The 22,950-nt window shown below is 66.8% G+C and carries 18 protein-coding genes; 10 read left to right on the top strand and 8 right to left on the bottom strand.

The window, feature by feature from the left end:
- Window positions 1-56 precede the first annotated feature (56 nt).
- The gene (locus tag ABZ827_RS12925) at window positions 57-1,142 is read right to left on the bottom strand and encodes an isocitrate/isopropylmalate family dehydrogenase (RefSeq protein WP_357236482.1); all 1,086 of its coding nucleotides are present in this window, start codon (window positions 1,140-1,142) and stop codon (window positions 57-59) included.
- Window positions 1,143-1,361: 219 nt separating this feature from the next.
- Between ABZ827_RS12925 and ABZ827_RS12930 the strand changes: the two genes are divergently transcribed.
- Both ABZ827_RS12930 and ABZ827_RS12935 read left to right on the top strand, forming a co-directional pair.
- On the top strand, window positions 1,362-2,246 hold the full coding sequence (locus ABZ827_RS12930; protein WP_357236483.1) for an SPFH domain-containing protein: 885 nt from the start codon (window positions 1,362-1,364) through the stop codon (window positions 2,244-2,246).
- Window positions 2,246-2,419 (top strand): hypothetical protein, encoded by a 174-nt coding sequence (locus ABZ827_RS12935; protein WP_357236485.1) that lies wholly within the window; start codon window positions 2,246-2,248, stop codon window positions 2,417-2,419. The genes ABZ827_RS12930 and ABZ827_RS12935 overlap by 1 nt, the downstream gene beginning before the upstream one ends.
- Window positions 2,420-2,475: 56 nt before the next feature.
- Here the strand turns inward: ABZ827_RS12935 and ABZ827_RS12940 are convergent, their stop codons facing one another.
- Window positions 2,476-3,348, bottom strand: a complete 873-nt coding sequence (locus ABZ827_RS12940; RefSeq protein WP_357236486.1) for a class I SAM-dependent methyltransferase — start codon at window positions 3,346-3,348, stop codon at window positions 2,476-2,478.
- A gap of 167 nt (window positions 3,349-3,515) precedes the next feature.
- Between ABZ827_RS12940 and rpsA the strand changes: the two genes are divergently transcribed.
- Together rpsA and coaE are read left to right on the top strand one after the other, a co-directional pair.
- Window positions 3,516-4,982 (top strand): 30S ribosomal protein S1, encoded by a 1,467-nt coding sequence (gene rpsA, locus ABZ827_RS12945; protein WP_357236488.1) that lies wholly within the window; start codon window positions 3,516-3,518, stop codon window positions 4,980-4,982.
- A gap of 753 nt (window positions 4,983-5,735) precedes the next feature.
- Window positions 5,736-6,869, top strand: coding sequence for a dephospho-CoA kinase (coaE, locus tag ABZ827_RS12950; protein WP_357236490.1), 1,134 nt, complete (start codon window positions 5,736-5,738; stop codon window positions 6,867-6,869).
- 133 nt (window positions 6,870-7,002) lie between these two features.
- Here coaE and ABZ827_RS12955 read toward each other — a convergent pair whose 3' ends face one another.
- From ABZ827_RS12955 to ABZ827_RS12965, 3 genes are all read right to left on the bottom strand, one after another.
- Complete coding sequence (locus ABZ827_RS12955) at window positions 7,003-7,791, bottom strand: oxidoreductase (protein ID WP_357236492.1); 789 nt, start codon at window positions 7,789-7,791, stop codon at window positions 7,003-7,005.
- 71 nt (window positions 7,792-7,862) lie between these two features.
- On the bottom strand, window positions 7,863-8,438 hold the full coding sequence (locus ABZ827_RS12960) for a TetR/AcrR family transcriptional regulator (protein WP_357236494.1): 576 nt from the start codon (window positions 8,436-8,438) through the stop codon (window positions 7,863-7,865).
- Between the two features lie 89 nt (window positions 8,439-8,527).
- A complete protein-coding gene (locus ABZ827_RS12965; protein WP_357236495.1) occupies window positions 8,528-9,052 on the bottom strand; it encodes a DUF402 domain-containing protein in 525 nt (174 codons plus the stop codon).
- Between the two features lie 119 nt (window positions 9,053-9,171).
- On the opposite strand from ABZ827_RS12965, the gene uvrB reads away from it, so the two are divergent.
- Window positions 9,172-11,364, top strand: coding sequence for an excinuclease ABC subunit UvrB (gene uvrB, locus ABZ827_RS12970; protein ID WP_357236498.1), 2,193 nt, complete (start codon window positions 9,172-9,174; stop codon window positions 11,362-11,364).
- 20 nt (window positions 11,365-11,384) lie between these two features.
- Here uvrB and ABZ827_RS12975 read toward each other — a convergent pair whose 3' ends face one another.
- Entirely contained in the window at window positions 11,385-11,855 is a 471-nt protein-coding gene (locus ABZ827_RS12975) for a VOC family protein (protein WP_357236500.1), read from the bottom strand.
- A 191-nt stretch (window positions 11,856-12,046) separates the two neighbouring features.
- On the opposite strand from ABZ827_RS12975, the gene ABZ827_RS12980 reads away from it, so the two are divergent.
- The 3 genes from ABZ827_RS12980 (at window position 12,047) to ABZ827_RS12990 (ending at window position 14,234) form a co-directional block, all read left to right on the top strand.
- Window positions 12,047-12,925: a helix-turn-helix domain-containing protein gene (locus tag ABZ827_RS12980; RefSeq protein ID WP_357236502.1), complete on the top strand. Its 879-nt coding sequence runs from the start codon at window positions 12,047-12,049 to the stop codon at window positions 12,923-12,925.
- 112 nt (window positions 12,926-13,037) lie between these two features.
- Window positions 13,038-13,445, top strand: coding sequence for a DoxX family membrane protein (locus ABZ827_RS12985; RefSeq protein ID WP_357236504.1), 408 nt, complete (start codon window positions 13,038-13,040; stop codon window positions 13,443-13,445).
- Between the two features lie 336 nt (window positions 13,446-13,781).
- On the top strand, window positions 13,782-14,234 hold the full coding sequence (locus tag ABZ827_RS12990; protein WP_357236506.1) for a universal stress protein: 453 nt from the start codon (window positions 13,782-13,784) through the stop codon (window positions 14,232-14,234).
- A 62-nt stretch (window positions 14,235-14,296) separates the two neighbouring features.
- Here the strand turns inward: ABZ827_RS12990 and ABZ827_RS12995 are convergent, their stop codons facing one another.
- The gene (locus tag ABZ827_RS12995) at window positions 14,297-16,648 is read right to left on the bottom strand and encodes an ATP-binding domain-containing protein (protein WP_357236508.1); all 2,352 of its coding nucleotides are present in this window, start codon (window positions 16,646-16,648) and stop codon (window positions 14,297-14,299) included.
- 128 nt (window positions 16,649-16,776) lie between these two features.
- Complete coding sequence (locus tag ABZ827_RS13000; RefSeq protein ID WP_357236511.1) at window positions 16,777-18,111, bottom strand: diguanylate cyclase; 1,335 nt, start codon at window positions 18,109-18,111, stop codon at window positions 16,777-16,779.
- A gap of 159 nt (window positions 18,112-18,270) precedes the next feature.
- Here ABZ827_RS13000 and ABZ827_RS13005 point away from each other — a divergent pair, with 159 nt between their 5' ends.
- Together ABZ827_RS13005 and uvrA are read left to right on the top strand one after the other, a co-directional pair.
- Complete coding sequence (locus ABZ827_RS13005; protein ID WP_357236513.1) at window positions 18,271-19,458, top strand: beta-ketoacyl synthase N-terminal-like domain-containing protein; 1,188 nt, start codon at window positions 18,271-18,273, stop codon at window positions 19,456-19,458.
- Between the two features lie 413 nt (window positions 19,459-19,871).
- Window positions 19,872-22,922, top strand: a complete 3,051-nt coding sequence (gene uvrA / locus ABZ827_RS13010; RefSeq protein WP_357236515.1) for an excinuclease ABC subunit UvrA — start codon at window positions 19,872-19,874, stop codon at window positions 22,920-22,922.
- The last annotated feature ends 28 nt before the right edge of the window (window positions 22,923-22,950 follow it).

The raw sequence follows: 22,950 nt of genomic DNA on the forward strand, positions 1-22,950 counted from the left end.
GGGTCAACAATTCTCGACCCACGTACCCAGGGCTGGCGTTCCGGTTCCCGGCAGTTTCATCGGAAATGGATCCGTGCGGTCACCTGTTCGGTGAATTCGGCGGTCGAGGCCTGGCCGCCGAGATCCGCGGTGGCGATACCGGCGGCGAAGGTCGCGGCCACGGCCCGGTCGATCCGGTCCGCCGCCCGCGCCACCGGCGGGTCGTCGTGCCGGTCTGCCAGCCAGCGCAGCAGCATGGCCGCTGAGTGATGCAGGGCCACCGGGTTCGCACGGTTGCGGCCCGCCAGATCCGGGGCGGCACCGTGGACCGCCTGGGCCATTGCCCGCGTGGCCGAGCAGTTCAGGGAAGCCGCGGCACCCAGTGATCCGCCGAGCTGCGCGGCCAGGTCGGACAGGATATCGCCGAACAGGTTCTCGGTGACCAGCACATCGAAATCGCCCGGTGCGCGCACCAGATGCGCGGCGGTCGCGTCGACGTGTTCATCGTCGACCTCGATAGCGGGATACTGCCGCGCGACCGCATAGCAGGTATCCCGGAACAGTCCCATGGTGAGCGGCAGGACATTGGCCTTGTGCACGATCGTCACCCGCCCGCGGCGGGTACCGGCCAGCCGGAACGCTTCGTGGGCGATCCGCTCGCATGCCGCGCGGGTCACCAGGCCGACCGAGAGCGCGACGTCCGGGGTGGGGCAGAATTCGCCGGATCCGACGGCCATGTTCCGGTCGGCGTAGAAGCCTTCGCTGTTCTCCCGCACGATCACCAGATCGATATCGGGTGCTACCGCCCGGATCCCGGGAATCGCCCGCACCGGCCGGATATTGGCGTGCAGCCCGAAATGGCGGCGGATGGTGCCGCCGGGTGCGATGCGCTGCTCCGGGGGATAGGAGGCGTTGTCGTGCGGGCCGAGGATCCAGCCGTCGGTTCCGGCCAGGCCTTCGAGAGTGGATTCCGGTAGCGCGGTACCGAATTCGTCGATCGCCCGGCGGCCCATCGGCAGCGCGACCCATTCCGCCGCCGGTGCCCCGGCGGCGGTCAGCGCCTCGTCCACCACTCGCCGAGCCGAACCCACCACCTCGGGGCCTATCCCGTCGCCGTCGACGAGGCCCAGTCGGAGCCGCTGTCCTGATGCCGTGCGATCCATCCGGTCATCGTCGCAGGGGCGGTCCGCCCGGTCTGTCATCGGGCGGTTGGGTGTCGGCCGCCGTACCTGCGCGCGTTCGCGAGGTTTCCGGCCCCGGGTCCGCGGTCTGTACGCGGTGTCGCGGTGAGTGTGTCCGCCGGGTCGCGGTGGTGATCGGCCTTGCCGCCACCCGAACCGGTTGCTATCTTAGTGATATCACTTTGATAGAGGGAGGATGTCATGAAATTCCGGGACGCCGCGCGGGTCAACGGGTTCGTCGTATTGCTGATCTGGCTGGTCCTCACGATCGCCCTGGCGGCCGTGGCGGTAGCGGGTTTCGTCGCTTTCGGGCAGAACCAGAACGGCGTCGCGCTGGCCGGGGCCATCGTCGCCTGCGTGCTGGGGGTGCTGGTACTGCTCGGGATCACCGGGCTGACCGTGGTGAACCCGAACGAGGCCAAGGTCGTCCAGTTCTTCGGCCGCTATATCGGTTCGGTGAGTGACCCGGGATACTTCTCGGTGCTGCCGATGACGGACCGTCGCACCATCTCGCTGCGGGTCCGCAACTTCGAAACGCAGAAGCTGAAGGTCAACGATGCCGACGGCAACCCCGTGGAGATCGCCGCCGTGGTCGTCTACAAGGTGGTGGACAGCTTCAAGGCCGCCTTCGCCGTCGACGACTACGAGGAGTATGTGGAGACCCAGTCCGAGGCCGCGGTGCGGCATCTGGCCACCACCCACCCCTACGACGCCCACGATGCCGATCGGACCAGCCTGCGTGACGGCGCCGAGGTCGCCGAGGAACTCACCGTGGAATTGCGTGACCGCACCGAAACCGCGGGGATCGAGGTCATCGAGGCCCGGATCACCCACCTCGCGTACGCGCCGGAGATCGCCCAGGCGATGCTGGTACGTCAGCAGGCGTCGCAGGTGGTGGCCGCGCGTACGCAGATCGTGGAGGGCGCGGTCGGGATGGTCGGCCTGGCGCTGGACCGGCTGACCGCCGCGGGCATGGTCGAACTGGACGAGGAGCGTAAAGCGACGATGGTCTCGAACCTGCTGGTGGTGCTGTGCGGTGACCGGCCGACCCAGCCGGTCGTGAACGCGGGATCGCTGTACAGCTGATGCCGGAACGCAAGAAGGTCCTGCTCCGGCTCGACCCGGCGGTGTACGACGCGGTGGCGAAATGGGCGGCCGACGATCTGCGCAGCGTGAACGCCCAGATCGAATTCGCCCTCCGGCGTGCTCTCGAGCAGGCCGGACGCCCGCCGCGAAACAACCGCGGTGGCGACTCCTGAACAGCTCCGGACTTCCGGGCCCGCCCTCGGCGCGGGCCCGGAAGGTTTTCGGTGGGCTAGCCGGCGCGGTATTCCGGTTTGTGGCTGACGAAGATCGCGGTTCCGGGGAATATCTGTCCGCGCAGCGGGCTCCACTGCCCCCATTCCCGGTCCAGCCATTCGGGCCAATCGGGCTCGACGAGATCGTCGAGTACCAATCCCGCCGCCACTATTTCCCGGACTCTGTCACCGATCGTGCGGTGGTGCTCCACGTAGGTACAGCGGCCCTCGCTGTCGATTTCGGTGTACGGCGTGCGGTCGAAATACGGGATCACCGCCTCGAGTCCGTCCGGGCCGGGGTCGTCGCGGAAGATCCAGCGCATCGGATGATTGACCGCGAACACCCACCGGCCGCCGGGTTTCAGGACCCGAGCGACCTCACGCATCACTAGGGCGGAATCGGCGACGAACGGGACCGCGCCGAACGCCGAGCAGGCGAGATCGAACGATTCGTCCGCGAACGGCAGGGCCTCGGCGCCGGCTTGGACGAGCGGCACCCGTGGTCCGCCCCGCTCCATGGCGGCAAGCCCCCGTGACAGCATTCCCATCGAGATATCCAGACCCACCGGGTGGGCTCCCTGCCCGGCCAGCCAGCGCGCGCACGGCGCCGAACCGCAGCCGACTTCGAGGATTCGTTTCCCGGCGATCTCGCCCAGGAAACGCATATCGCCCTCGTGCAAGCCCTCCGGGCACCACACGAATTCGCCGCCGACGCTGTCTACGCCCAGGAATTCCCCGTGCGTATCGTGGTACTGGCCGGCATCGGCGTCCCACCAGCGCCGGTTCGCGCGTTCGCTCTCGCCCGATCCGACCCGTGAGCGCGCCGCGCCCGCGGTCCCCAATAGTTCGGTAGCCTGAGCGTGGCGATCTTGAACGAGGTCGTCGGACACGACTCGGAGCCTATAGATCCGCTACGGGGGGTCGTTTGCCCGCCCGGTTCCGGGTCGCGTACGCTGAACCCGCAAGTGATCACACCTGGAGCAGCTGGGTGTATCGCAGCGTACCGAAAGTCTCAATGTCCGCAACCGATCACAATCCGTCCGGAGCAAACCGCCACATGCCCACCACCGTCACCTCGCCGCAGGTAGCCGTCAACGATATCGGCTCCGCCGAGGATTTCCTCGCCGCCATCGACGCCACGATCAAGTACTTCAACGACGGCGATATCGTCGAAGGAACCATCGTCAAAGTCGACCGCGACGAGGTCCTGCTCGACATCGGTTACAAAACCGAAGGCGTCATCCCGTCTCGCGAGCTCTCCATCAAACACGATGTCGACCCGAACGAGGTCGTTTCCGTGGGCGATGAGGTGGAGGCCCTGGTCCTCACCAAGGAGGACAAAGAGGGTCGCCTGATCCTGTCCAAGAAGCGTGCGCAGTACGAGCGCGCGTGGGGCACGATCGAGGAGCTCAAGGAGAAGGACGAGGCCGTTCGCGGCACCGTGATCGAGGTCGTCAAGGGCGGTCTGATCCTCGATATCGGTCTGCGTGGCTTCCTTCCCGCCTCCCTGGTCGAGATGCGCCGGGTCCGCGATCTGCAGCCGTACGTCGGCAAGGAGATCGAGGCCAAGATCATCGAGCTCGACAAGAACCGCAACAACGTGGTTCTGTCGCGTCGCGCCTGGCTGGAGCAGACCCAGTCCGAGGTGCGCAGCGAATTCCTGCACCAGCTGCAGAAGGGCCAGGTCCGCAAGGGTGTGGTCTCCTCGATCGTCAACTTCGGCGCCTTCGTCGATCTCGGCGGTGTCGACGGCCTGGTACACGTCTCCGAGCTGTCCTGGAAGCATATCGATCACCCGTCCGAGGTGGTCGAGGTCGGCAACGAGGTCACCGTCGAGGTTCTCGACGTCGACCTGGACCGCGAGCGGGTCTCGCTGTCGCTGAAGGCCACCCAGGAAGATCCGTGGCGTCAGTTCGCCCGCACCCACGCGATCGGCCAGATCGTGCCGGGCAAGGTCACCAAGCTGGTTCCGTTCGGTGCCTTCGTCCGCGTCGAAGAGGGCATCGAGGGCCTGGTGCACATCTCCGAGCTGGCCGAGCGCCACGTCGAGGTCCCGGACCAGGTCGTGGTCGTGGGCGACGACGCGATGGTCAAGGTCATCGATATCGACCTGGAGCGTCGCCGGATCTCGCTGAGCCTCAAGCAGGCCAACGAGGACTACAGCGCCGAGTTCGATCCGTCGAAGTACGGTATGGCCGACAGCTACGACGAGCAGGGCAACTACATCTTCCCCGAGGGCTTCGATCCCGAGACCAACGAATGGCTCGAGGGCTTCGACAAGCAGCGGGAAGAGTGGGAAGGCCGCTACGCCGAGGCGGAGCGCCGGCACAAGATGCACACCGCCCAGATGGAGAAGATGGCGGCCGACGCCGCCGCCGAGGCCGTCAACGGCAGCGGTGCGTCGAACTACTCCTCCGAGAGCGGCGCGCAGGCTGCCTCCAGCCCGGCCGAGTCGGGTGGCGGTTCGCTGGCCAGCGATGCCCAGCTCGCGGCCCTGCGGGAGAAGCTCTCCGGTAACGCCTGAGGCGAATATCGGTAGCCGATAGCCGAACGAAAGACCCCGGTCCCTCTCAGGAGGCCGGGGTCTTTCGCGTAGCGGTCCATAGCGCCCAGGTGACGCCTACCCCACCGCACGCAAATCACATTCGCCCGGATCGTCCGCATCCATGGTCGGGGCCCGCCCCGTGTCTGCAGCGACAGAGCGAAGGAGCGCAGCGACTGAGCGCCGGAGTGAAGACACGGGGTTAATAGGGCCCCGACCACGCGACGCCGGAGGCGGCGCAATAGATACAGCGCCCCGACCCCGCGCCGCCGGAGGCGGCGCCATAGATACAGCAGTGGCCCGGTCCGGGGACCGGGCCACCGTTGTCCGTCGTGGACTAGCCTGCCGGGACCGGGACCCAGCGTGGCCAGGCGAACGACGGACGTGGGCGATGAGCGGCGAGACTGTGGCGGGGGGCGACGGTATAGGTGCTGAACCCGGAACGTCGTCGCTTCGCCAGGAAAGCCGCGACCGCCGGTATCGCGAGACAGTGCACACGACCCGGCGACCTCAGCCGGTGCCGGCCTGTGCGGTAGTGCCTGATGCGCATGCTCGTTCCTTTGCTGTCCGTGACAGAAGCTGTGAAATCGGGGCCTGCACTCAGGCCGAACACTAACCCAGCAGGTGGCGTAATCAGGACATTTGCGCAGTTCGCCCCCGGCTTGGCGTGTCGAACAGGTATAGAGCGGGTGACCTGTCGGCCTGTCGGGCGGACCCGGATGCGAGACTGGGCGGATGTTACGAATCGGCCTCACCGGAGGTATGGGCGCGGGCAAATCGACGGTCGCGCGAGCACTCGTCGCGCGGGGCGCGGTGCTCATCGACTCCGATGTCATCGCCCGGGAAGTGGTCGCTCCCGGAACCCCCGGACTCGCCGCGCTGGCCGAGGCGTTCGGTACGGATATCCTGTCCGCCGACGGTAGCCTGGACCGTCCGGCCTTGGCGGCCAGGGCATTTCGCGACGACGAATCCCGCACCACGCTGAACTCGATCACTCACCCGCTGGTGGGGCAGCGCACCGCCGAGCTGCTGGCCGCCGCGGCGCCGGATGCCGTTGTAGTGCAGGATGTTCCGTTGCTGGTGGAGAACCATATGGCGCCCTTCGTGAATCTTGTGCTGGTGGTGGATGTCGCCGCCGAGACCCGGATCCGGCGGCTCGTCGAGTTCCGCGGAGTCCCCGAGGACGACGCGCGTGCGCGTATCGCCGCACAGGCCACCGACGAGCAGCGGTACGCGGCCGCGGATGTGCTGCTGGACAACAACGGTCCCGAGGGGGAGGTCGACGCGACCGTGGATCGGCTGTGGGACGAGCGGCTGGTCCCCTTCGAGGCGAATCTGCGCGGCGGTATCGCCGTAATCCCCGCGCCGCGGGTGGTGGACGCCGATCCGGACTGGGCCGCGCAGGCCCAGCGGTTGATCGCCCGGGTGCATGTGGCCTGTGGTGCCGCGGCTGCGCGGATCGATCACATCGGGGCTACCGCGGTGCCGGGCATGCCCACGCGTGATCTGCTCGATCTCCAGGTCACGGTGGCCGATCTGTCCGCGGCGGACGGTGTGCGGGACGCGTTGGCCGCGGCGGGTTTTCCCGCGGTGACCGGTGGGCCGGCCGCCGAGGGTGGTACGACGCGTGTGCACGGCAGTGCCGATCCGGGGCGTCCGGCCACCGTGTACCTACGGGTCGAGGGGACTCCCGCGCAACAGTTCGCGCTGGAGTTCCGGGACAGGCTGCGCACGGATCAGCGGGTCCGAGCCGAATATGCCGAGGTGCAGCGACAGGCGGCGGGGAAGGCGGCCGGGCTCGCGGGGGCCGAGGCGGAAATTGCCTACCGGGCGGTGGTGCAGAACTGGATCGAATCGGCGCGTCCCTGAAGTACTGCGCGCCGGAATCTGCCTGGTGTGGGTGAGCCGAGCCGGTCGAGGACTCGGGCCGGCGGCGGCGGAATATGTGCGTGCGCCGTGCGGCCCGTGTCCGATTTTCCGGACACGGGTCCTCGCGGTGCGCTCAGCTGGTCTTCACGCTGCCGCCGTCGATCACGAAGTCGGCGCCGAGGATATTCACCGCCTTCTCGGAGGCCAGGAACGTCACCAGTGCGGCCACTTCCTCCGGCTCGGTGATCCGTCCCGAACTGATACCGAACTGCTCGGGGATGGCGGCGAGGAATTCATCGTGCCCGACGCCACTGGCGGCGGCGACCTTGGCGCCGAAGCCGTCGGCCCCGCGCCACAGTGAACTGCCGACAACGCCCGGTGACACCGTGTTCACGCGTACGCCCTGCGGGCCGAACTCCTCGCTCAGGCGTTTGCTCAGTGCCGTCAGTGCCGCTTTCGCCTCGCTGTACCCGGTGGGGCCCAATGCGGGAAGGCGGGAGTTGATCGAGGAGATATTGATGATCGCGCCGCGCCGTTCGCGGATGCTCGGCAACGCGGCCCGGGTGGTCCATACGGCACTGAACAGGTTGAGATCGAACAACTTTCGCCATTGCTGATTGTCGATATCGAGGAAGCCGCCCAGTGTGAGCTCGCCGGCATCGCCGCCGCCCACATTGTTGACCAGGATGTCTATACCGCCGAACTCGGAAAGGGAGGTCTCCACCACCGCGGTGGCCCCCTCGGGGGTACTCAGATCCGCGGAGACGGTGGCGTACGCGGCTGCCTTCAGGTCCGGGGTGACGTTCCGGGCCGCGCCGAGTACTCGCACGCCTTCGGCGGACAGCGCCTGGGCGATAGCGAGACCGATACCTCGGCCGGCTCCGGTGACCACGGCGGTCTTTCCGGTGAGTTCGAGATCCATGGTTGATCCTTTCTTGAACTTCAGGTCAAAAATTTGGGTACGACGAAGTGCTCGCGTGGATGGCCGAATGGTCAGAGTGTGGTCAAGGCGGTGTCGATGATGCGATACAGGCCGGGCCGGTCGTAGGTCTTCGCCATCACGCGCAGCCCGGCGATGGTGTTCATCAGGTACTCCGCGTATGTCCGCGGATCGGTATCTGCGCCGATATCGCCGTCGCGCCGGCCGCGGGCGATCCGCTCTTCCAGTGCGCTGACGACATGCTCCTGCATGATCTGCACCGCGCGGGAGATCTCCGGATCATCCGTTCCGAACTCGGTCGCGGTGTTCACAGCCAGGCATCCCCGCCGGTGTGGATGGTCGAGATCCGTGTCCACGAGCCCGCGCAGGAAAGCGCCGATACGCTCCCGTGTTGTTCCGGGCCGGGCGAGGATCTCCTCGGCGAGGGCCTTCCCCAGTTCGTCGTATCGGGCGAGTGCCCGCTGGAACAACTGCCGCTTGCTGCCGAAGCTGTGGTAGAGGCTGCCCTTGCCGATTCCGGTCGCCTCGGCGAGGGCAGCGGGTGAGGTGTTGGCGTATCCGTGGGTCCAGAACGCGTCCATCGCGCGGTCTACGACCGCGTCCGGTTCGAAGTTGCGTGGTCTGCCCATAGGTCAGACTCTACCCAGTTGTTGACCTATAGGTCAACAAGTATCCCGAATATGCCTGTGACCAGTGGCTGTGCCGGCGCCGACGGGGATCATCGCCAGGTCAACGCCATATCGAGAGATGCCGTCCACGCTTGGAAGTCGTATCCGTGGGCGGCTATGCCGTCGATGGCATGGGTGGCTGTGGCCACCGCCTTCTCGGCCGCGGCCGCGTCGATCAGGCCGGCCGCGTGCGCCCCCAGGAGTTCGTCGACATCCAGCAGCAGGGTTTCCCGTCCGGTCCGTACGACCAGGTCCAGGTAATGATCGACCGAACGCCATTTCTTCGGTCCGACCTCGCCGAATTCGCCGATATCGATGTAATAGTCCTGGTCGCGCATGTGGGCGGGATGGAAATGGAAGACCGTCGCCCGGATATCGAGTGCCGGTAGCAGCCAGGATTCCATGTAGTGGAATTGCGGATGGTCGGCGGTCCGGGCCATGTAGAGGCCCCAGGGTTCGAGGTGGTAGCTCTCCACATCGCGGACGAACCCTTTCGGATCGGTGTTGGTCAGTTCCGCGATATCGAAGTACTCCACCTTGGGCCGGTGGACGTCCACGCTGGTTGCCTTTGTCACAGGTGCTGAAGCTACCGCAGTAGCGGAGTCGTTGCGGACCGGTGGCTTATGCGCCGGTGAGCTGCGGCGGCACGAGAGGAGGGCGGAAATCTGTCGGTGACGGCGCTTAGTCTGGGGGTATGGCATTCGCAACCGAACTCCGTGCGGCCGGCGTCAGCGGTACCGAGGCCGACGGGGAGACTCCGCTGGCGAAATCGGAGTTCCGTCCGGTCGGGGAGATCGAGCGCACCGGCGGGCGGTTCGAGGTCGTCAGCCCCTATCAGCCGGCCGGTGATCAACCGGCCGCGATCGACGAACTGGAACGCCGGATCACGGCGGGAGAACCCGATGTGGTGCTGCTCGGCGCCACCGGTACCGGTAAGTCCGCGACGACCGCCTGGCTCATCGAACGACTCCAACGGCCGACGCTGGTGATGGCCCCGAACAAAACGCTGGCGGCCCAGCTGGCCAACGAGCTGCGGGAGATGCTGCCGCACAACGCGGTGGAGTATTTCGTCTCCTACTACGACTACTACCAGCCCGAGGCGTATATCGCGCAGACCGATACCTATATCGAGAAGGACAGCTCGATCAACGACGATGTGGAGCGGCTGCGCCATTCGGCCACCTCCGCGCTGCTGTCACGGCGGGATGTGGTGGTTGTCGCCTCGGTGTCCTGTATCTACGGTCTGGGTACGCCGCAGTCCTATCTGGATCGTTCGGTACTGCTCGAGGTCGGTGCGGAGGTCGACCGGGACGCATTCCTGCGCATGCTGGTGGACGTTCAGTACACGCGTAACGATATGTCCTTCACCCGGGGATCCTTCCGGGTACGCGGCGATACCGTCGAGATCATTCCCTCGTACGAGGAGCTGGCGGTACGGATCGAATTCTTCGGCGACGAGATCGAGGAACTCTATTATCTGCACCCGCTCACCGGGGATGTGGTGCGCAAGGTCGATACGGTGCGGATCTTCCCGGCGACCCACTATGTCGCGGGCCCGGAACGGATGGAACGCGCGGTTGCCGATATCGAGGTCGAACTCGCCGAACGCCTCGAAGAGCTGGAGAGCAAAGGCAAGTTGCTGGAGGCGCAGCGGCTGCGGATGCGCACGCAGTACGACCTGGAGATGATCCGGCAGGTCGGGTTCTGCTCGGGTATCGAGAACTATTCGCGGCATATCGACGGCCGGCCGGCCGGATCGGCCCCCGCCACCCTCCTCGACTATTTTCCGGACGATTTCCTGCTGGTCATCGACGAATCCCATAACACCGTGCCGCAGATCGGCGGTATGTACGAGGGAGATATGTCGCGTAAGCGGAACCTGGTCGAATACGGGTTCCGGCTGCCGTCGGCGGTGGACAACCGCCCGCTGACCTGGGAGGAGTTCGCCGAGCGGATCGGGCAGGCGATGTACCTGTCGGCCACACCGGGCGATTACGAACTGGGTCGCGTGGGTGGTGAGGTGGTGGAACAGGTGATCCGCCCGACCGGCCTGGTCGATCCGCAGGTGATCGTGAAACCGACCAAAGGCCAGATCGACGATCTGGTGCACGAGGTCCGGCAGCGGATCGAACGCGACGAACGGATCCTGGTCACCACGCTCACCAAGAAGATGGCCGAGGATCTGACCGACTATCTGCTCGGGCTGGGCCTGCGCGTGCGGTATCTGCACTCCGAGATCGACACCCTGCGCCGGGTCGAGTTGCTGCGCCAGCTGCGGCTCGGCGAGTACGACGTGCTGGTGGGTATCAACCTGCTGCGCGAGGGCCTGGACCTTCCCGAGGTATCACTGGTCGCCATCCTGGACGCCGATAAGGAAGGTTTCCTGCGCAGTACCAAGAGCCTGATCCAGACCATCGGCCGCGCCGCGCGCAACGTCTCGGGCGAGGTGCACATGTACGCGGACAAGATCACCGATTCGATGCGCAACGCCATCGACGAGACCGAACGCCGCCGGGCCAAACAGCTGGCCTACAACGCGGAAATGGGGATAGATCCGCAGCCGCTGCGCAAGAAGATCGCCGATATTCTCGACCAGGTCTATTCCGAGGCCGAGGACGAGGTCGCGGTGGGTGGATCCGGCCGCAACGCCAGCCGCGGCCGGCGTGCCCAGGGCGAACCGGGCCGGGCGGTGAGCGCGGGGATCGTGGAGGGCCGCGATATCAAATCCATGCCGCGCGCCGAACTGGCCGATCTGGTCGCCGAACTCACCGACCAGATGATGAACGCGGCCCGCGAGCTGCAGTTCGAACTCGCGGGCCGGCTGCGCGACGAGATCGCCGACCTGAAGAAGGAGTTGCGCGGTATGGACGCGGCCGGTCTGCAGTGATCGGGCCGGGTGCGCGGCGGTCAGCTCTGGGTGGCCAGCCATTCGTCGACCCGGCGCTCGGCTTCCTCGCGCGATACGTCCTCGACGCGGGTCATGACGACCCAGCGGTGGCCGAAGGGATCCTTGAAGGCCGCGTAACGGTCACCGGTGACGAAGGTGGCCGGATCCTCGGCCACCGCGGCACCGTGGTCGCGGGCCCGCGCGATGACCGCGTCGACGTCGGGACAGTAGTGGACGAGGGATGTGTGCACCCATTCACCGTTCGGCGCCAGGACGTTCTGGTCCGGGACCGGTTGGCCCATCTGGATGATGGAGTCTCCTATCTTCAGTTCGGCGTGGCCGGGCTGTCCATCGGGCATATCGTTGCGGGTGAGCACCTCGGCATCGAGGACCGCGCAATAGAAGTCGATCGCGGCGTTGCCGTCGCTCACTGCGATGAAACAGGTGATCGAGTGGTAGCCCTCGGGGATGGGGTTCACGGTTTCGCTCATGGTGTCGAGTCTGCTCGGGCGGGCCGCCGGGGTCTTGTAAGAAAGCGACAGCACGCGGGGAAGCTCGATCGTCCTGGCGTCGGTGCGGAGTGGGCGGCCGGCCGCTCGGCGCCGAGGCCCACTCGGCGGGTGGGCGCGTCCGGCCACCGACGGCGCTCCGTGCGGCCTTCCGATTGTGATCGGGAGCTGTCGTGACCCACCCGGAAACCCCGGCGCGCGACGTACCGCCGGCCACGGACCGTAAGGCGATCCTGCATCCGCATGAGCAGGAGCGCTATCGCACGCTGAATCGTTTGCCTGCGGGGCCGGGCGTCAGCACCCATATCGAGTGGTTCTGGGCGGTGCGCTGGGATATGCGGGGTCGCGCCCCGTATTTCGCCGAGGTACTGCCGTATCCGTGCGTCCACCTGACCTTCGAACGGGACGGGGATCGGCGCGGGAGCTTCGTCAACGGTGTGTGCACCACGAAGTACGTCCGGGAACTCGCCGGTGCGGGGGAGACGTTCGGGGCCCGGTTCCGGCCGGGTGGGTTCGGGGCGTTCACCGGCCTCGATGTCGGGGTGTTCAAGGATCGGACGGTTCCCGCCGCCGAGGTGCTGCCCGATATCGGCGACCTCGCCGACCGGGTGCTCGCGGAGCCCACCGATCCGGCTCGCCGTCGGCTGGTCGAGGAGTACTTGGGGTCCCGGGCCGCCCGGTACGACCCGAATTACCGGCTCGTCCTGGAGATCGCCGCCGCGATGGCCGACGACCCGGAACTCACCCGGGTCGACCAGGTCACCGAGCGGTTCGAGGTACCGGTACGGACATTGCAGCGATTGTTCCGCCGCTATATCGGGGCCGGCCCGAAATGGGTACTTCGCCGGTATCGGTTGCAGGACGGAGCGGATCTGCTGGCCCGCGGCCGCACCGCCGACCTGGCGGCGCTCGCCGCCGAACTCGGATATTTCGATCAGGCGCATTTCACCCGCGAGTTCACCGCGGAAGTCGGAATGGCTCCGCTGGAATATGCCAAAAATTCGTTACGCTCGCGCGATGAGGTGACCTCCAAGGTGCTTCCTGCCTCATAATCGAATTATCGGACCGGACATGTAGGCGGAACCAGTCGGCATGAGCGAGCCGGGTCCGGAGCGTAACCACGCAGGGCCCTCGCACATGTTCCATGGAATTGAGGAGCTGCACATGGATGTCGTGATATTGATCGGCCGGGTGATGTTCGTCATTCTGTTCCTGAGTTCGGCGTTGGGGCATTTCACCCAGACAAAAGCCATGGCCGGCTACGCGCAGGCCAAGGGCGTACCCATGCCGGAGATGGCGGTACGGGCCTCGGGCGCGCTCATGTTGCTCGGCAGCCTCAGCATCCTGCTCGGGATCTGGGCGGATCTGGGTGCTCTCCTGCTGCTGGTGATGATCGTCCCGACCATGATCATGATGCACAATTTCTGGAAGGAAACCGATCCCGAGGCCACCCAGGCGGAGACCATTCAGTTCAACAAAGACCTCGCTCTCGCGGGCGCTCTTGTGATGCTGTTCGGCTTTTTCGCGCGCACCGATGAATTGGGCCTCACGATTACCGGTCCGCTGTTCTGACTGTGACCCACGCGCCGGAAATGCCACCCGGCACCGATACGTGATGCCGGCGTTGCTGTGAGGAAAATCCCACGGCGGCAACGGTCTTCGTATTCCTTGTGATTTCTCACAGGTTCGGCCGGGCACCGGCGGGAAGTGCCAGGTAGGCACGGCTGCTACCGGCTCCGGCGGCAAATTGTGAAACACCGGTGCTGCCACCGGGCAATGTGATGTAGAACGAATCCGGTTGATCGGGCCTCGGTTACGGCTATGGTCTACGCAGTCGCTGCGCCGTTGCCGGACTTTCCCTCGGGCGTCGGCCGGCCGCGTTTATACCCCGCACAGTTGGAGGAGAGAATGACCGCCTACCGGACCATTGTCGTCGGTACCGACGGCTCGGACTCGTCGTACGTCGCCGTGGACAAGGCTGCCGCACTGGCCGGAGCCGCGGGCTCGACGTTGATCGTGGCCTGCGCCTATTACCCGACCGATGACCGTGATGTCGCCGCCGCGAGCGATATGCTCAAGGACGAGGCCTATCAGGTGCATGGTTCGGCGCCCACCAACGAGATCCTGCGCACCGCGCGGGACCGGGCCGTGGCGGCGGGCGCCAACGAGATCGTCGAGAAGGCGATCGTCGGCGAGCCGGTCGAATCCCTGCTGGACCTGATCAAGGAGACGCAGGCGGATCTGCTCGTGGTCGGTAACCGCGGCTTGAACACCCTGGCCGGTCGCCTGCTGGGATCAGTGCCCTCGGATGTGGCGCGTAAATCGAAATCCGATGTGCTGATCGTGCACACCGTGCGCTGACCGGCGCTCCCCGGAACGACAGACGCCGCGCCCGGAACCTGTTTCCGGGCGCGGCGTCCGTGTCACCGGGCGGGTTGATCGTGGTCGGCCGCGAGACGGTGCAGTTCGGGCGGGAGATCGGTGCTGTGCACCACGGCGAGCCGCTGGGTCGCGCGGGTCAGCGCGACGTACAGATCGTTGCGGCCGCGCGGTGAATCGGCGATCACCGCACTCGGCTCGACCAGATACACCGAATCGAATTCCAGGCCTTTGGCTTCGGTCACCGTGAGCACCCGCACGGACTCGGTTTCCAGATGGGCCAGATCGGCGAGATCTTCGGCCGGGGCCAGCACCGCCGCGGTCCCGGGGCCCTGATCCTCGGCGAGCAGCCCGGCCACCGTCGCGCCGATCTGCGCGGCCGGCACTCGGTGAGCCCGCGGTACCCGGCCTGTTTCCCGCACCGACCGCGGCACCTGTGCGGTGGGATCGACGGTGGCGAGGACATCCGCAGCGACCGCCATGATCTCGGCCGGAGTGCGGTAGTTCACGGTCAGTTCGGTGCGCTTCCACCGCTTCGCCACATACGGTTCCAGCATCTGCGACCACGAGTTCGCGCCCGCCGGGGCGCCGGTCTGCGCGATATCGCCGACCACCGTGACCCAGCGGTTCGGGATCCGGCGCATCACCATGCGCCAGTCCATTTCCGAGAGTTCCTGCGCCTCGTCGACGATCACATGACCGTAGGTCCAGGTCCGGTCGCCCGCCGCACGTTCGGCGGTGGTCTGCCGGTTGCGTACCTGCTGTCGTTCGGCGAGCTGGCTCGCGTCGATGAGGTCGTAGGCCATCAGGATCTCCGGGTCGAGCTCGTCCTCGAGATCCTGTGGAGCGGAACCGGTGAGGATGTCCAGGGCGTCTTGTGCTTCGGCGAGCTGGGCCCGCCAGCGGCGGCGGGCGTGTTCGCGTTCCTCGGCGTCGTCGGTGCCCAGGAGTTCGGCCAGTTCGTCGAGAAGCGGGGCGTCGGCCGCGCTGAACTCGCCGGATCCCGTGCGCAGGAGCTCGGCACGGTCGGTGGCGTCGAGGATTTTCCCGGCGGCGCGATCGAGACGGCCGGCGTCGGCGAGGAGATCACCCAGGACCTGCTGCGGTGTGAGCAGCGGCCACAGGTCGGCGAGGACCCGGGTGATCTTGGGGTCGGCGCGCAGTTCGTCGCTGATCTCGCTGAGATCGGCCGAGCTGAGCAGGTTACGGCCACCACCCAGGGGGTCGGCGCCCATGGTTTCCGCCAACTGGTCGGTGAGCGCCTCGATCACCATCGATACGAAGATCGGCCGCGCCAGGTTGTGTGGGCGCCGGGAGGAACGGGCACGCCCGCGGGCCCGGGTGACGATCTTGCGGTCGAGTGTGACCGGATAACCGTCGAAACTCAGCGTGATGGGTTCGCGCGGAACCTCCTGCCGGTCGCGGACGGCGTTCTTCAGAATATCGAGAACCTGCAGGGAACCCTTGAGTTCCGCCGCGCGCAGGGAATCTTCCAGAGTGGCCTTCACGCCCGGATACAGATTGCCGATGGTGGACAGCAGTACACCTGTTTCACCGAGGGAGGGCAGCACCTGACCGATGTAGTCCAGGAAGGTGGCGTTGGGCCCGATGATCAGCACACCGCTCTTGGCCAGCTGCTGGCGGTAGGTGTAGAGCAGGAACGCGGCGCGGTGCAGGGCCACCGCGGTCTTGCCGGTACCCGGCCCGCCCTGTACGACCAGCACGCTTCTGTGCTCCGCGCGGATGATCGCGTCCTGTTCGCTCTGGATGGTCTCCACGATGTCGGACATATGTCCGGTGCGCGCGGCGTTCAGGGCCGCCAGTAGCGCGCTCTCGCTGCCGACACCGCCGTCGGACGAGGTGGCCCCGGCCCGGCGGGCCGCTTCGAGGTCGAGGAACTCGTCGTTGACCGCGGTGACCCGGCGGTTGCGAGAGCGGATATGCCGTCGCATCGCCACCCCGTCCGGTGCGGCGGTCGTGGCCAGATAGAACGGCCGGGCCAGCGGGGCCCGCCAGTCCAGGAGCAACGGCTCGTAGTCGTTGTCCTCGTCCAGGATGCCGAGGCGGCCGATATAGCGCTGCTCCGGACCTTCCTCGCCGTCGGTGATATCGATACGGCCGAAGCACAGACCGTGTTCGGCGGCATCGTATTTGGCCAGATCCTCGGTATAGAGGTGGGTGAACGACTCCCGCTCGGTACGGGCCTGCGGTGTGCCCCCGGTTTCCAGGAGCACCGTGCGCAGTCTCTGGTCGGCGTAGGCGCGCATACCGTCCAGACGGTCGTACAGCACCGACAGGTACGCCTGCTCCTGTTCGATATCTCGCGTCGCCGCGTCCGGCGGCAACTCTGCGGCGTCCAGGGTGGTGGGGCGTTCCTGGGTGCGATTGTCGGGCAAGTTCTGGCTCCTTCTCACCCACGGCGGGACAAGCTCGGCGAAACACGTCGCTGTGGCGTGCACAGAGTTGTCGAGTCTACTGCGGCTCCCGATCACATGATGTTTCCGCAGGTCGGAGGGGTTGTCGTTCAGGAGACGTTGGTATTGTCGCCGCGCAGGCCGCGGCCGCCGCGCGCCATATCCCGCTGCCCCGGGGGCTTGGCCTCGTACATGGCGATATCGGCATCGTGCAGCACCGCTTCGGGGGTGCGGGTATCACCGGGCTCGAGTGTGGTGACCCCGACGGAAGCATTGACCGCTATCCGATGGCCGCGCGCGACGATCGGTTCCGCCATGGCCGCTCGCAGGCGCCGTACCAGCGGTTCGATTTCCTGGTCGCCCGGCCGGCCGGCCAGGAGCACGAGGAATTCGTCGCCGCCGAGGCGGCCGACCAGATCCTCGGCGCGCAGCGCACGCTGCAACCGGTGGGCGACGATTCGCAGCACGGTATCGCCGATCGCGTGGCCCATCGTGTCGTTGATCGATTTGAAGCCGTCGAGGTCGATGAACATCACGGTGGACACCCGGCGGTGCGCACTACTGGCGGCGAGCGCGCCCGACAGCTGCGACAGAATCAGCGACCGGTTGGCCAGGCCGGTCAGCGGATCGTGGGTGGCCTGGTACTCGAGCTGGCGGCGCCCGGCCAGGTATTCGGTGATATCGGTGAACGAGCACACCACCGCGACACCCAGTTCGTCCGGGTTCAGCAGGCGGCTCGACACGGCCAGCCAGCGGCGCTGGCCGTCCGGGCGGCCCACCGCGAATACGAAAGCGGTGACCGTCTCGCCGGTGGCGAGGGTTCGTGCGACCGGATGCCGGGCGGGGGACATCGGCGCGCCGTTGACATCCAGCCACTCCAGTGGCAGCTCGGAAATTCTGCGTCCGACCACCGGTATCTGCTCAGCGATCCCGAGGATACGGCGGGCCGCGGGGTTGGCCGAGCCGATGGTGCCGTCCTGGTAGATCACGGCCACCCCCTCCTCGAGTTGCGCCACCACGGTGGTGAAGTGCTGCTCGGCGCGGAACTGGGCGCGTTCGGCGCGGCGCTGGGCGGAAAGGTCGTGGATGACCACCTGATAGGCCAGGCGATCGTGCCAGGCGGTGAGCACCGAGACCGTTTCCACCGGGACTTCACGGCCGTCCAGCGCGAGCAGGGTCATCTCGGTGGGGTCGGTGGCGACGCCGGTCGCGGTGAGCGCCGCGATCCGCTCGAACATGGGTTTGCGCGAATCGGGGTGGACGAAGCGGGCGATGTCCTGGCCGAGGACCTCGGCGAGGTTCTTGGCACCCATGATCCGCAGGGCGGCGGGGTTGGCATAGACCACGATGCCGCGTTCGTGAACACAGATTCCGTCCGGGGAGTGCTCGACCAGGGACCGGTACCGATGCGCGAGTTGCTCGGCTGCGGAGGCCCTGCGCTCCATACCAACCCCCATCGTCGGCTGACCCGGACATTCAAACACGACATAACTGCGGTATCCACACGCATAGAATCGATACCGTGGACGTGAATTCTCCAGTGATCACGCCACAACGTGTTCCCAGCGGTGCCGAGTGATCGGAAACCGGGGGAGGGGTAAGTCATGGCGGGTACCGGACTCAGCACCGATCTTATGTCGATTACCGGGATCGGTGCCGTCACCGGGTACGGCTGGGGACGGGAGACGCTCTGGGAAGGCCTGCTCAGCGGCGTGTCGGCGGCGCGGTTCGAGCCCGGGTACGGCCCGGATCCGGCAACAGGGGGCTGGGTCGCGCTGGTTCCCGACGGTGGAGATACCGCGGCGGGTGGTACGCGGTACGGACGCGCGATGCTCGCGGCGGTCGACGAGGCCGTCACGGACGCGCGGTCCCGGGGGTGGTCGCCGGGGCCGCGGGTCGGGCTGGTGCACGCGGCGGTGCTCGGTGATGTGCGACACTGGCGGGCTTTCTCCGGACCCGGCGGCGCCGGGTTCGGCGGCCGCGATTTCCTGCGCCTGCTGCCGTCCACCCCGGTCTCGATGGTCAACCAGGAATTCGGTTTCACCGGGCCGGTCGCCGGGGTTTCGGCGGCCTGCAGTTCGGCGAATGTGGCGATGCTGCAGGCGCGGCTGTGGTTCGGCGCCGGGCTGGTGGACGATGTCGTGTGCGTGGCCTCCGATCTGTCGGCGACGCCCGATCTGGTCCGCCAGTTCTGCGCGCTCGGGGCGGCGGTGGTGGATACCGAATCGCTGGACGGGTGCCGCCCTTTCCAGGAGGGCAGTCGTGGTTTCAGCGTGGGAGAGGCGGCTGTCGCGTTCGTACTCACCCGGGGGCGGAGCTCGGCGTACGCGTCGGTGCTGGGTGGTGCGATGAACAACGAAGCCCATCATGTGGTTTCGGTGGAGCCGAGCCACGACCGGATCGTGGAGTGTGTGCGGCTGGCGCTGACCGATGCCGGTGTGGACGCCGCGGAGATCCGCTACCTCAACGCGCACGGCACCGGCACCGCCCAATGTGACCGCGCCGAGCGCGATGTACTGACCCGGGTTTTCGACGACCGGCCGGCGGTGTACTCGATCAAGCCGCTGGCCGGGCACTGTCAGGCCGCTTCGGGTGCGGTGGAGCTGGCCGCGGCGGCCCTCGGCTACGAACGCGGCGTGATCCCCGCGCCGCCGGCCGTCGCGGCTGCGCATCCGCGGCTGCTAGACGGCGCGACAGCCGCCGAGCCGGGGTTCACCGCCAAATTATCGCTGGGTATGGGCGGCAACAATTCGATGGTGGTGCTGGGTCCGGGATCGGCCGAGGCCGCCTGACGGCAGGCGTACCGCCCCCGGTGGTGATCGGTGACACGCCTCGGAGACGGCTCGCGTTGGCCTACGCTGGGGTGGTGAGCCTGTCCGGCCCGCTCGAACCGCCGGCCTGCCGGTTTCCCGGGGATACCGTGACGACAAGTGTGGCGCAGCCCGTGGACGCGCACCGTATCCGCCCGTACCGGCTGTCCGGCGAAACTTGTCGGTGGCTCGTCCTAGCATCACCGCGGGCGCATCCGCGGCCCGAGCCGGCCTGGCCGGCCGGGCGGGTGCGGCCGTCCTCCGCGCTGTGGCCCACACCGAGTGGGACGGTCGCGGCGGCACCATCGAACTGTATTCACGGCGCGCCTCCGGCGCGATGAATGTACGGTGCGCCTCCGGCGTAGCGACGAACGATACGAGAAGGGACCGACCTGGTGGCGGAACGCCTGACTGTCCGCGGCGCGCGGGAGCACAACCTCAAAGGGATCGACCTCGATCTGCCCCGTGACAGTCTGATCGTCTTCACCGGCCTGTCGGGGTCGGGGAAGTCCAGCCTGGCCTTCGACACGATCTTCGCCGAGGGACAACGCCGGTACGTGGAATCGCTGTCCGCCTACGCCCGGCAGTTCCTCGGGCAGATGGACAAACCCGATGTGGATTTCATCGAGGGGCTCTCACCCGCGGTGTCGATCGACCAGAAATCCACCAACCGCAACCCGCGGTCCACCGTCGGCACCATCACCGAGGTCCACGACTATCTGCGCCTGCTCTACGCCCGCGCCGGTGTCCCGCACTGCCCGGTGTGCTCGGAACTCATCGCCAAACAGACCCCGCAGCAGATCGTCGACCAGGTCCTGGCCATGGAAACCGGGGTCCGGTTCCAGGTGCTGGCGCCGGTCGTGCGTACCCGTAAGGGTGAGTTCGTCGATCTCTTCGACCAGTTGAACTCACAGGGCTACGCCCGCGTCCGGGTGGACGGGGTGGTGTATCCGCTCACCGATCCGCCGAAGCTGAAGAAGCAGGAGAAACACGATGTCGAGGTGGTGGTGGACCGCCTCGCCGTCAAACCGACAGCCAAACAGCGCCTCACCGATTCCATCGAGACCGCCCTGCGCCTCGCTGACGGGATCGTCGTGCTCGATTTCGTCGACCGCGACGAACACGCGCACGACCGGGAGCGCCGCTTCTCCGAGAAGCTGGCCTGCCCCAACGGCCATCCTCTCGATATCGAGGATCTGGAACCCCGATCGTTCTCGTTCAACTCGCCCTACGGCGCCTGCCCCGATTGCACCGGTCTCGGAATCCGCAAAGAGGTCGACCCGGAACTCGTGGTCCCGGACCCGGAACTGAGCCTGGCCGAGGGCGCGATCGCGCCGTGGTCGCGGGGGCAGAGCGCCGAGTATTTCGTGCGCCTGTTGTCCGGCCTGGCCGCCGCCCAGGGTTTCGATCTGGACACCCCGTGGCGGGAGCTGCCGCCCCGGGCACGTAAAGCGGTGCTCGAGGGCAGTTCGGATCAGGTGCATATCGTCTACACCAACCGGTACGGCCGCAAACGCTCCTATTACGCCGATTTCGAGGGCGTTATGCCGTTCCTGCAGCGGCGGCTGGACAACACCGATTCCGAGCAGATGAAGGAGCATTACGAGGGCTATATGCGCGATGTGCCGTGCCCGGTGTGCAACGGGGCACGGCTGCGGCCGGAAATCCTGGCGGTCACGCTCGCCTCGGGTGCGGAACGTAAATCCATCGCCGAGGTCAGCGAGCTGTCCATCCGTGACTGCGCCCAGTTCCTCAACGCGCTGACGCTGGGGGAGCGACAGGCGGCGATCGCCGGCCAGGTACTCAAAGAGGTCCAGGCCCGGCTGGGTTTCCTGCTCGATGTCGGACTCGACTATCTGACCCTGTCCCGGGCGGCGGCGACGCTGTCCGGTGGCGAGGCGCAGCGTATCCGGCTCGCCACCCAGATCGGCTCCGGGCTGGTCGGCGTGTTGTACGTGCTGGACGAACCGTCGATCGGCCTGCACCAGCGGGATAACCGGCGGCTCATCGAAACGCTGACGCGGCTCAAGAATCTGGGCAACACCCTGATCGTGGTGGAACACGACGAGGACACCATCCGGGCCTCGGACTGGGTCGTCGATATCGGCCCGTTCGCCGGTGAGCACGGCGGTCAGGTCGTGCACAGCGGACCGTATTCGGAGCTGCTCGCCGACAAGAACTCGCTGACCGGCGCCTACCTCTCCGGCCGGGAGCGGATCGAACTCCCGCTGATGCGGCGCCCGGTGAACAAGAAGCGGCGCGTCACCGTCGTCGGGGCGACCGAGAACAACCTGCGCGGGATCGATGTCGCCTTCCCGCTGGGGGTACTCACCGCCGTCACCGGTGTTTCCGGTTCCGGTAAATCCACGCTGGTCAACGACATCCTGGCCACTGTTATGGCCAACAAACTCAACGGCGCGCGCCAGGTCCCCGGCCGGCATACCCGGGTCAACGGACTCGACCAGCTGGACAAACTGGTGCGGGTGGACCAGTCGCCGATCGGCCGCACGCCGCGTTCCAACCCGGCCACCTACACCGGGGTGTTCGACAAGATCCGGAGTCTGTTCGCGGCCACCACCGAGGCGAAGGTCCGCGGATATCAGCCCGGGCGGTTCTCCTTCAATGTGAAGGGCGGCCGGTGTGAGGCGTGCTCCGGCGACGGCACCCTCAAGATCGAGATGAACTTCCTGCCGGATGTCTACGTCCCGTGTGAGGTCTGCCAGGGCGCCCGGTACAACCGGGAAACGCTGGAGGTGCATTACAAGGGCAAGACGATCGCCGAGGTCCTGGATATGCCCATCGAGGAGGCCGCCGAGTTCTTCGAACCGGTGACCTCGATCCATCGCTACCTGTCCACACTGGTGGACGTCGGGCTGGGGTATGTGCGGCTGGGACAGAGCGCGACCACTCTGTCCGGTGGTGAGGCGCAACGTGTGAAACTATCCGCCGAACTGCAGAAACGCTCCAACGGCCGCACGGTCTACATCCTCGACGAACCCACCACGGGCCTGCATTTCGAGGACATCCGCAAACTCCTCGCGGTGATCAACGGCCTGGTCGACAAGGGCAATACGGTGATCGTCATCGAACACAACCTGGACGTGATCAAGACCGCGGACTGGGTGATCGATATGGGCCCCGAGGGCGGTTCCGGCGGCGGAACGGTGGTCGGTGAGGGGACGCCCGAGGATATCGCCGCCACTCCCGGCAGCTATACGGGCGAGTTCCTGAAGGAGATCCTGGCGCAGCCCGCGGCAACGGGGCCGGCGACCGAAACCGGTGCCGTGAAACCGGACGCCGCACCGGCGCGGAAGGCCGCGGCCAAGAAGGCGCCGGCAGCGAAGAAGACCGCGAAAACGGCGGCGGAATCGTCCGATAAAGCAGTGAAATCGCCGGACGCGCAGAAGGCGAAACGCCTGGCCCGTAAGGCAGCGGCGCTGCGCTGAGGACAGCGGCGGGTTCCCGGTTGCTCCG

This window comes from Nocardia sp. NPDC019395, assembly GCF_040632335.1.
Classification (GTDB): domain Bacteria; phylum Actinomycetota; class Actinomycetes; order Mycobacteriales; family Mycobacteriaceae; genus Nocardia.

Excerpts from the sequence above, each read along its gene's own strand:
- ABZ827_RS12925 (WP_357236482.1), bottom strand. The coding sequence starts at position 1,142 with ATGGATCGCACGGCATCAGGACAGCGGCTCCGACTGGGCCTCGTCGAC.
- ABZ827_RS12985 (WP_357236504.1), top strand. The coding sequence starts at position 13,038 with ATGGATGTCGTGATATTGATCGGCCGGGTGATGTTCGTCATTCTGTTC.
- ABZ827_RS12930 (WP_357236483.1), top strand. The coding sequence starts at position 1,362 with ATGAAATTCCGGGACGCCGCGCGGGTCAACGGGTTCGTCGTATTGCTG.
- uvrB (WP_357236498.1), top strand. The coding sequence starts at position 9,172 with ATGGCATTCGCAACCGAACTCCGTGCGGCCGGCGTCAGCGGTACCGAG.
- ABZ827_RS12990 (WP_357236506.1), top strand. The coding sequence starts at position 13,782 with ATGACCGCCTACCGGACCATTGTCGTCGGTACCGACGGCTCGGACTCG.
- coaE (WP_357236490.1), top strand. The coding sequence starts at position 5,736 with ATGTTACGAATCGGCCTCACCGGAGGTATGGGCGCGGGCAAATCGACG.
- ABZ827_RS13005 (WP_357236513.1), top strand. The coding sequence starts at position 18,271 with ATGGCGGGTACCGGACTCAGCACCGATCTTATGTCGATTACCGGGATC.
- rpsA (WP_357236488.1), top strand. The coding sequence starts at position 3,516 with ATGCCCACCACCGTCACCTCGCCGCAGGTAGCCGTCAACGATATCGGC.
- ABZ827_RS12935 (WP_357236485.1), top strand. The coding sequence starts at position 2,246 with ATGCCGGAACGCAAGAAGGTCCTGCTCCGGCTCGACCCGGCGGTGTAC.
- ABZ827_RS13000 (WP_357236511.1), bottom strand. The coding sequence starts at position 18,111 with ATGGAGCGCAGGGCCTCCGCAGCCGAGCAACTCGCGCATCGGTACCGG.
- ABZ827_RS12975 (WP_357236500.1), bottom strand. The coding sequence starts at position 11,855 with ATGAGCGAAACCGTGAACCCCATCCCCGAGGGCTACCACTCGATCACC.
- ABZ827_RS12960 (WP_357236494.1), bottom strand. The coding sequence starts at position 8,438 with ATGGGCAGACCACGCAACTTCGAACCGGACGCGGTCGTAGACCGCGCG.
- ABZ827_RS12955 (WP_357236492.1), bottom strand. The coding sequence starts at position 7,791 with ATGGATCTCGAACTCACCGGAAAGACCGCCGTGGTCACCGGAGCCGGC.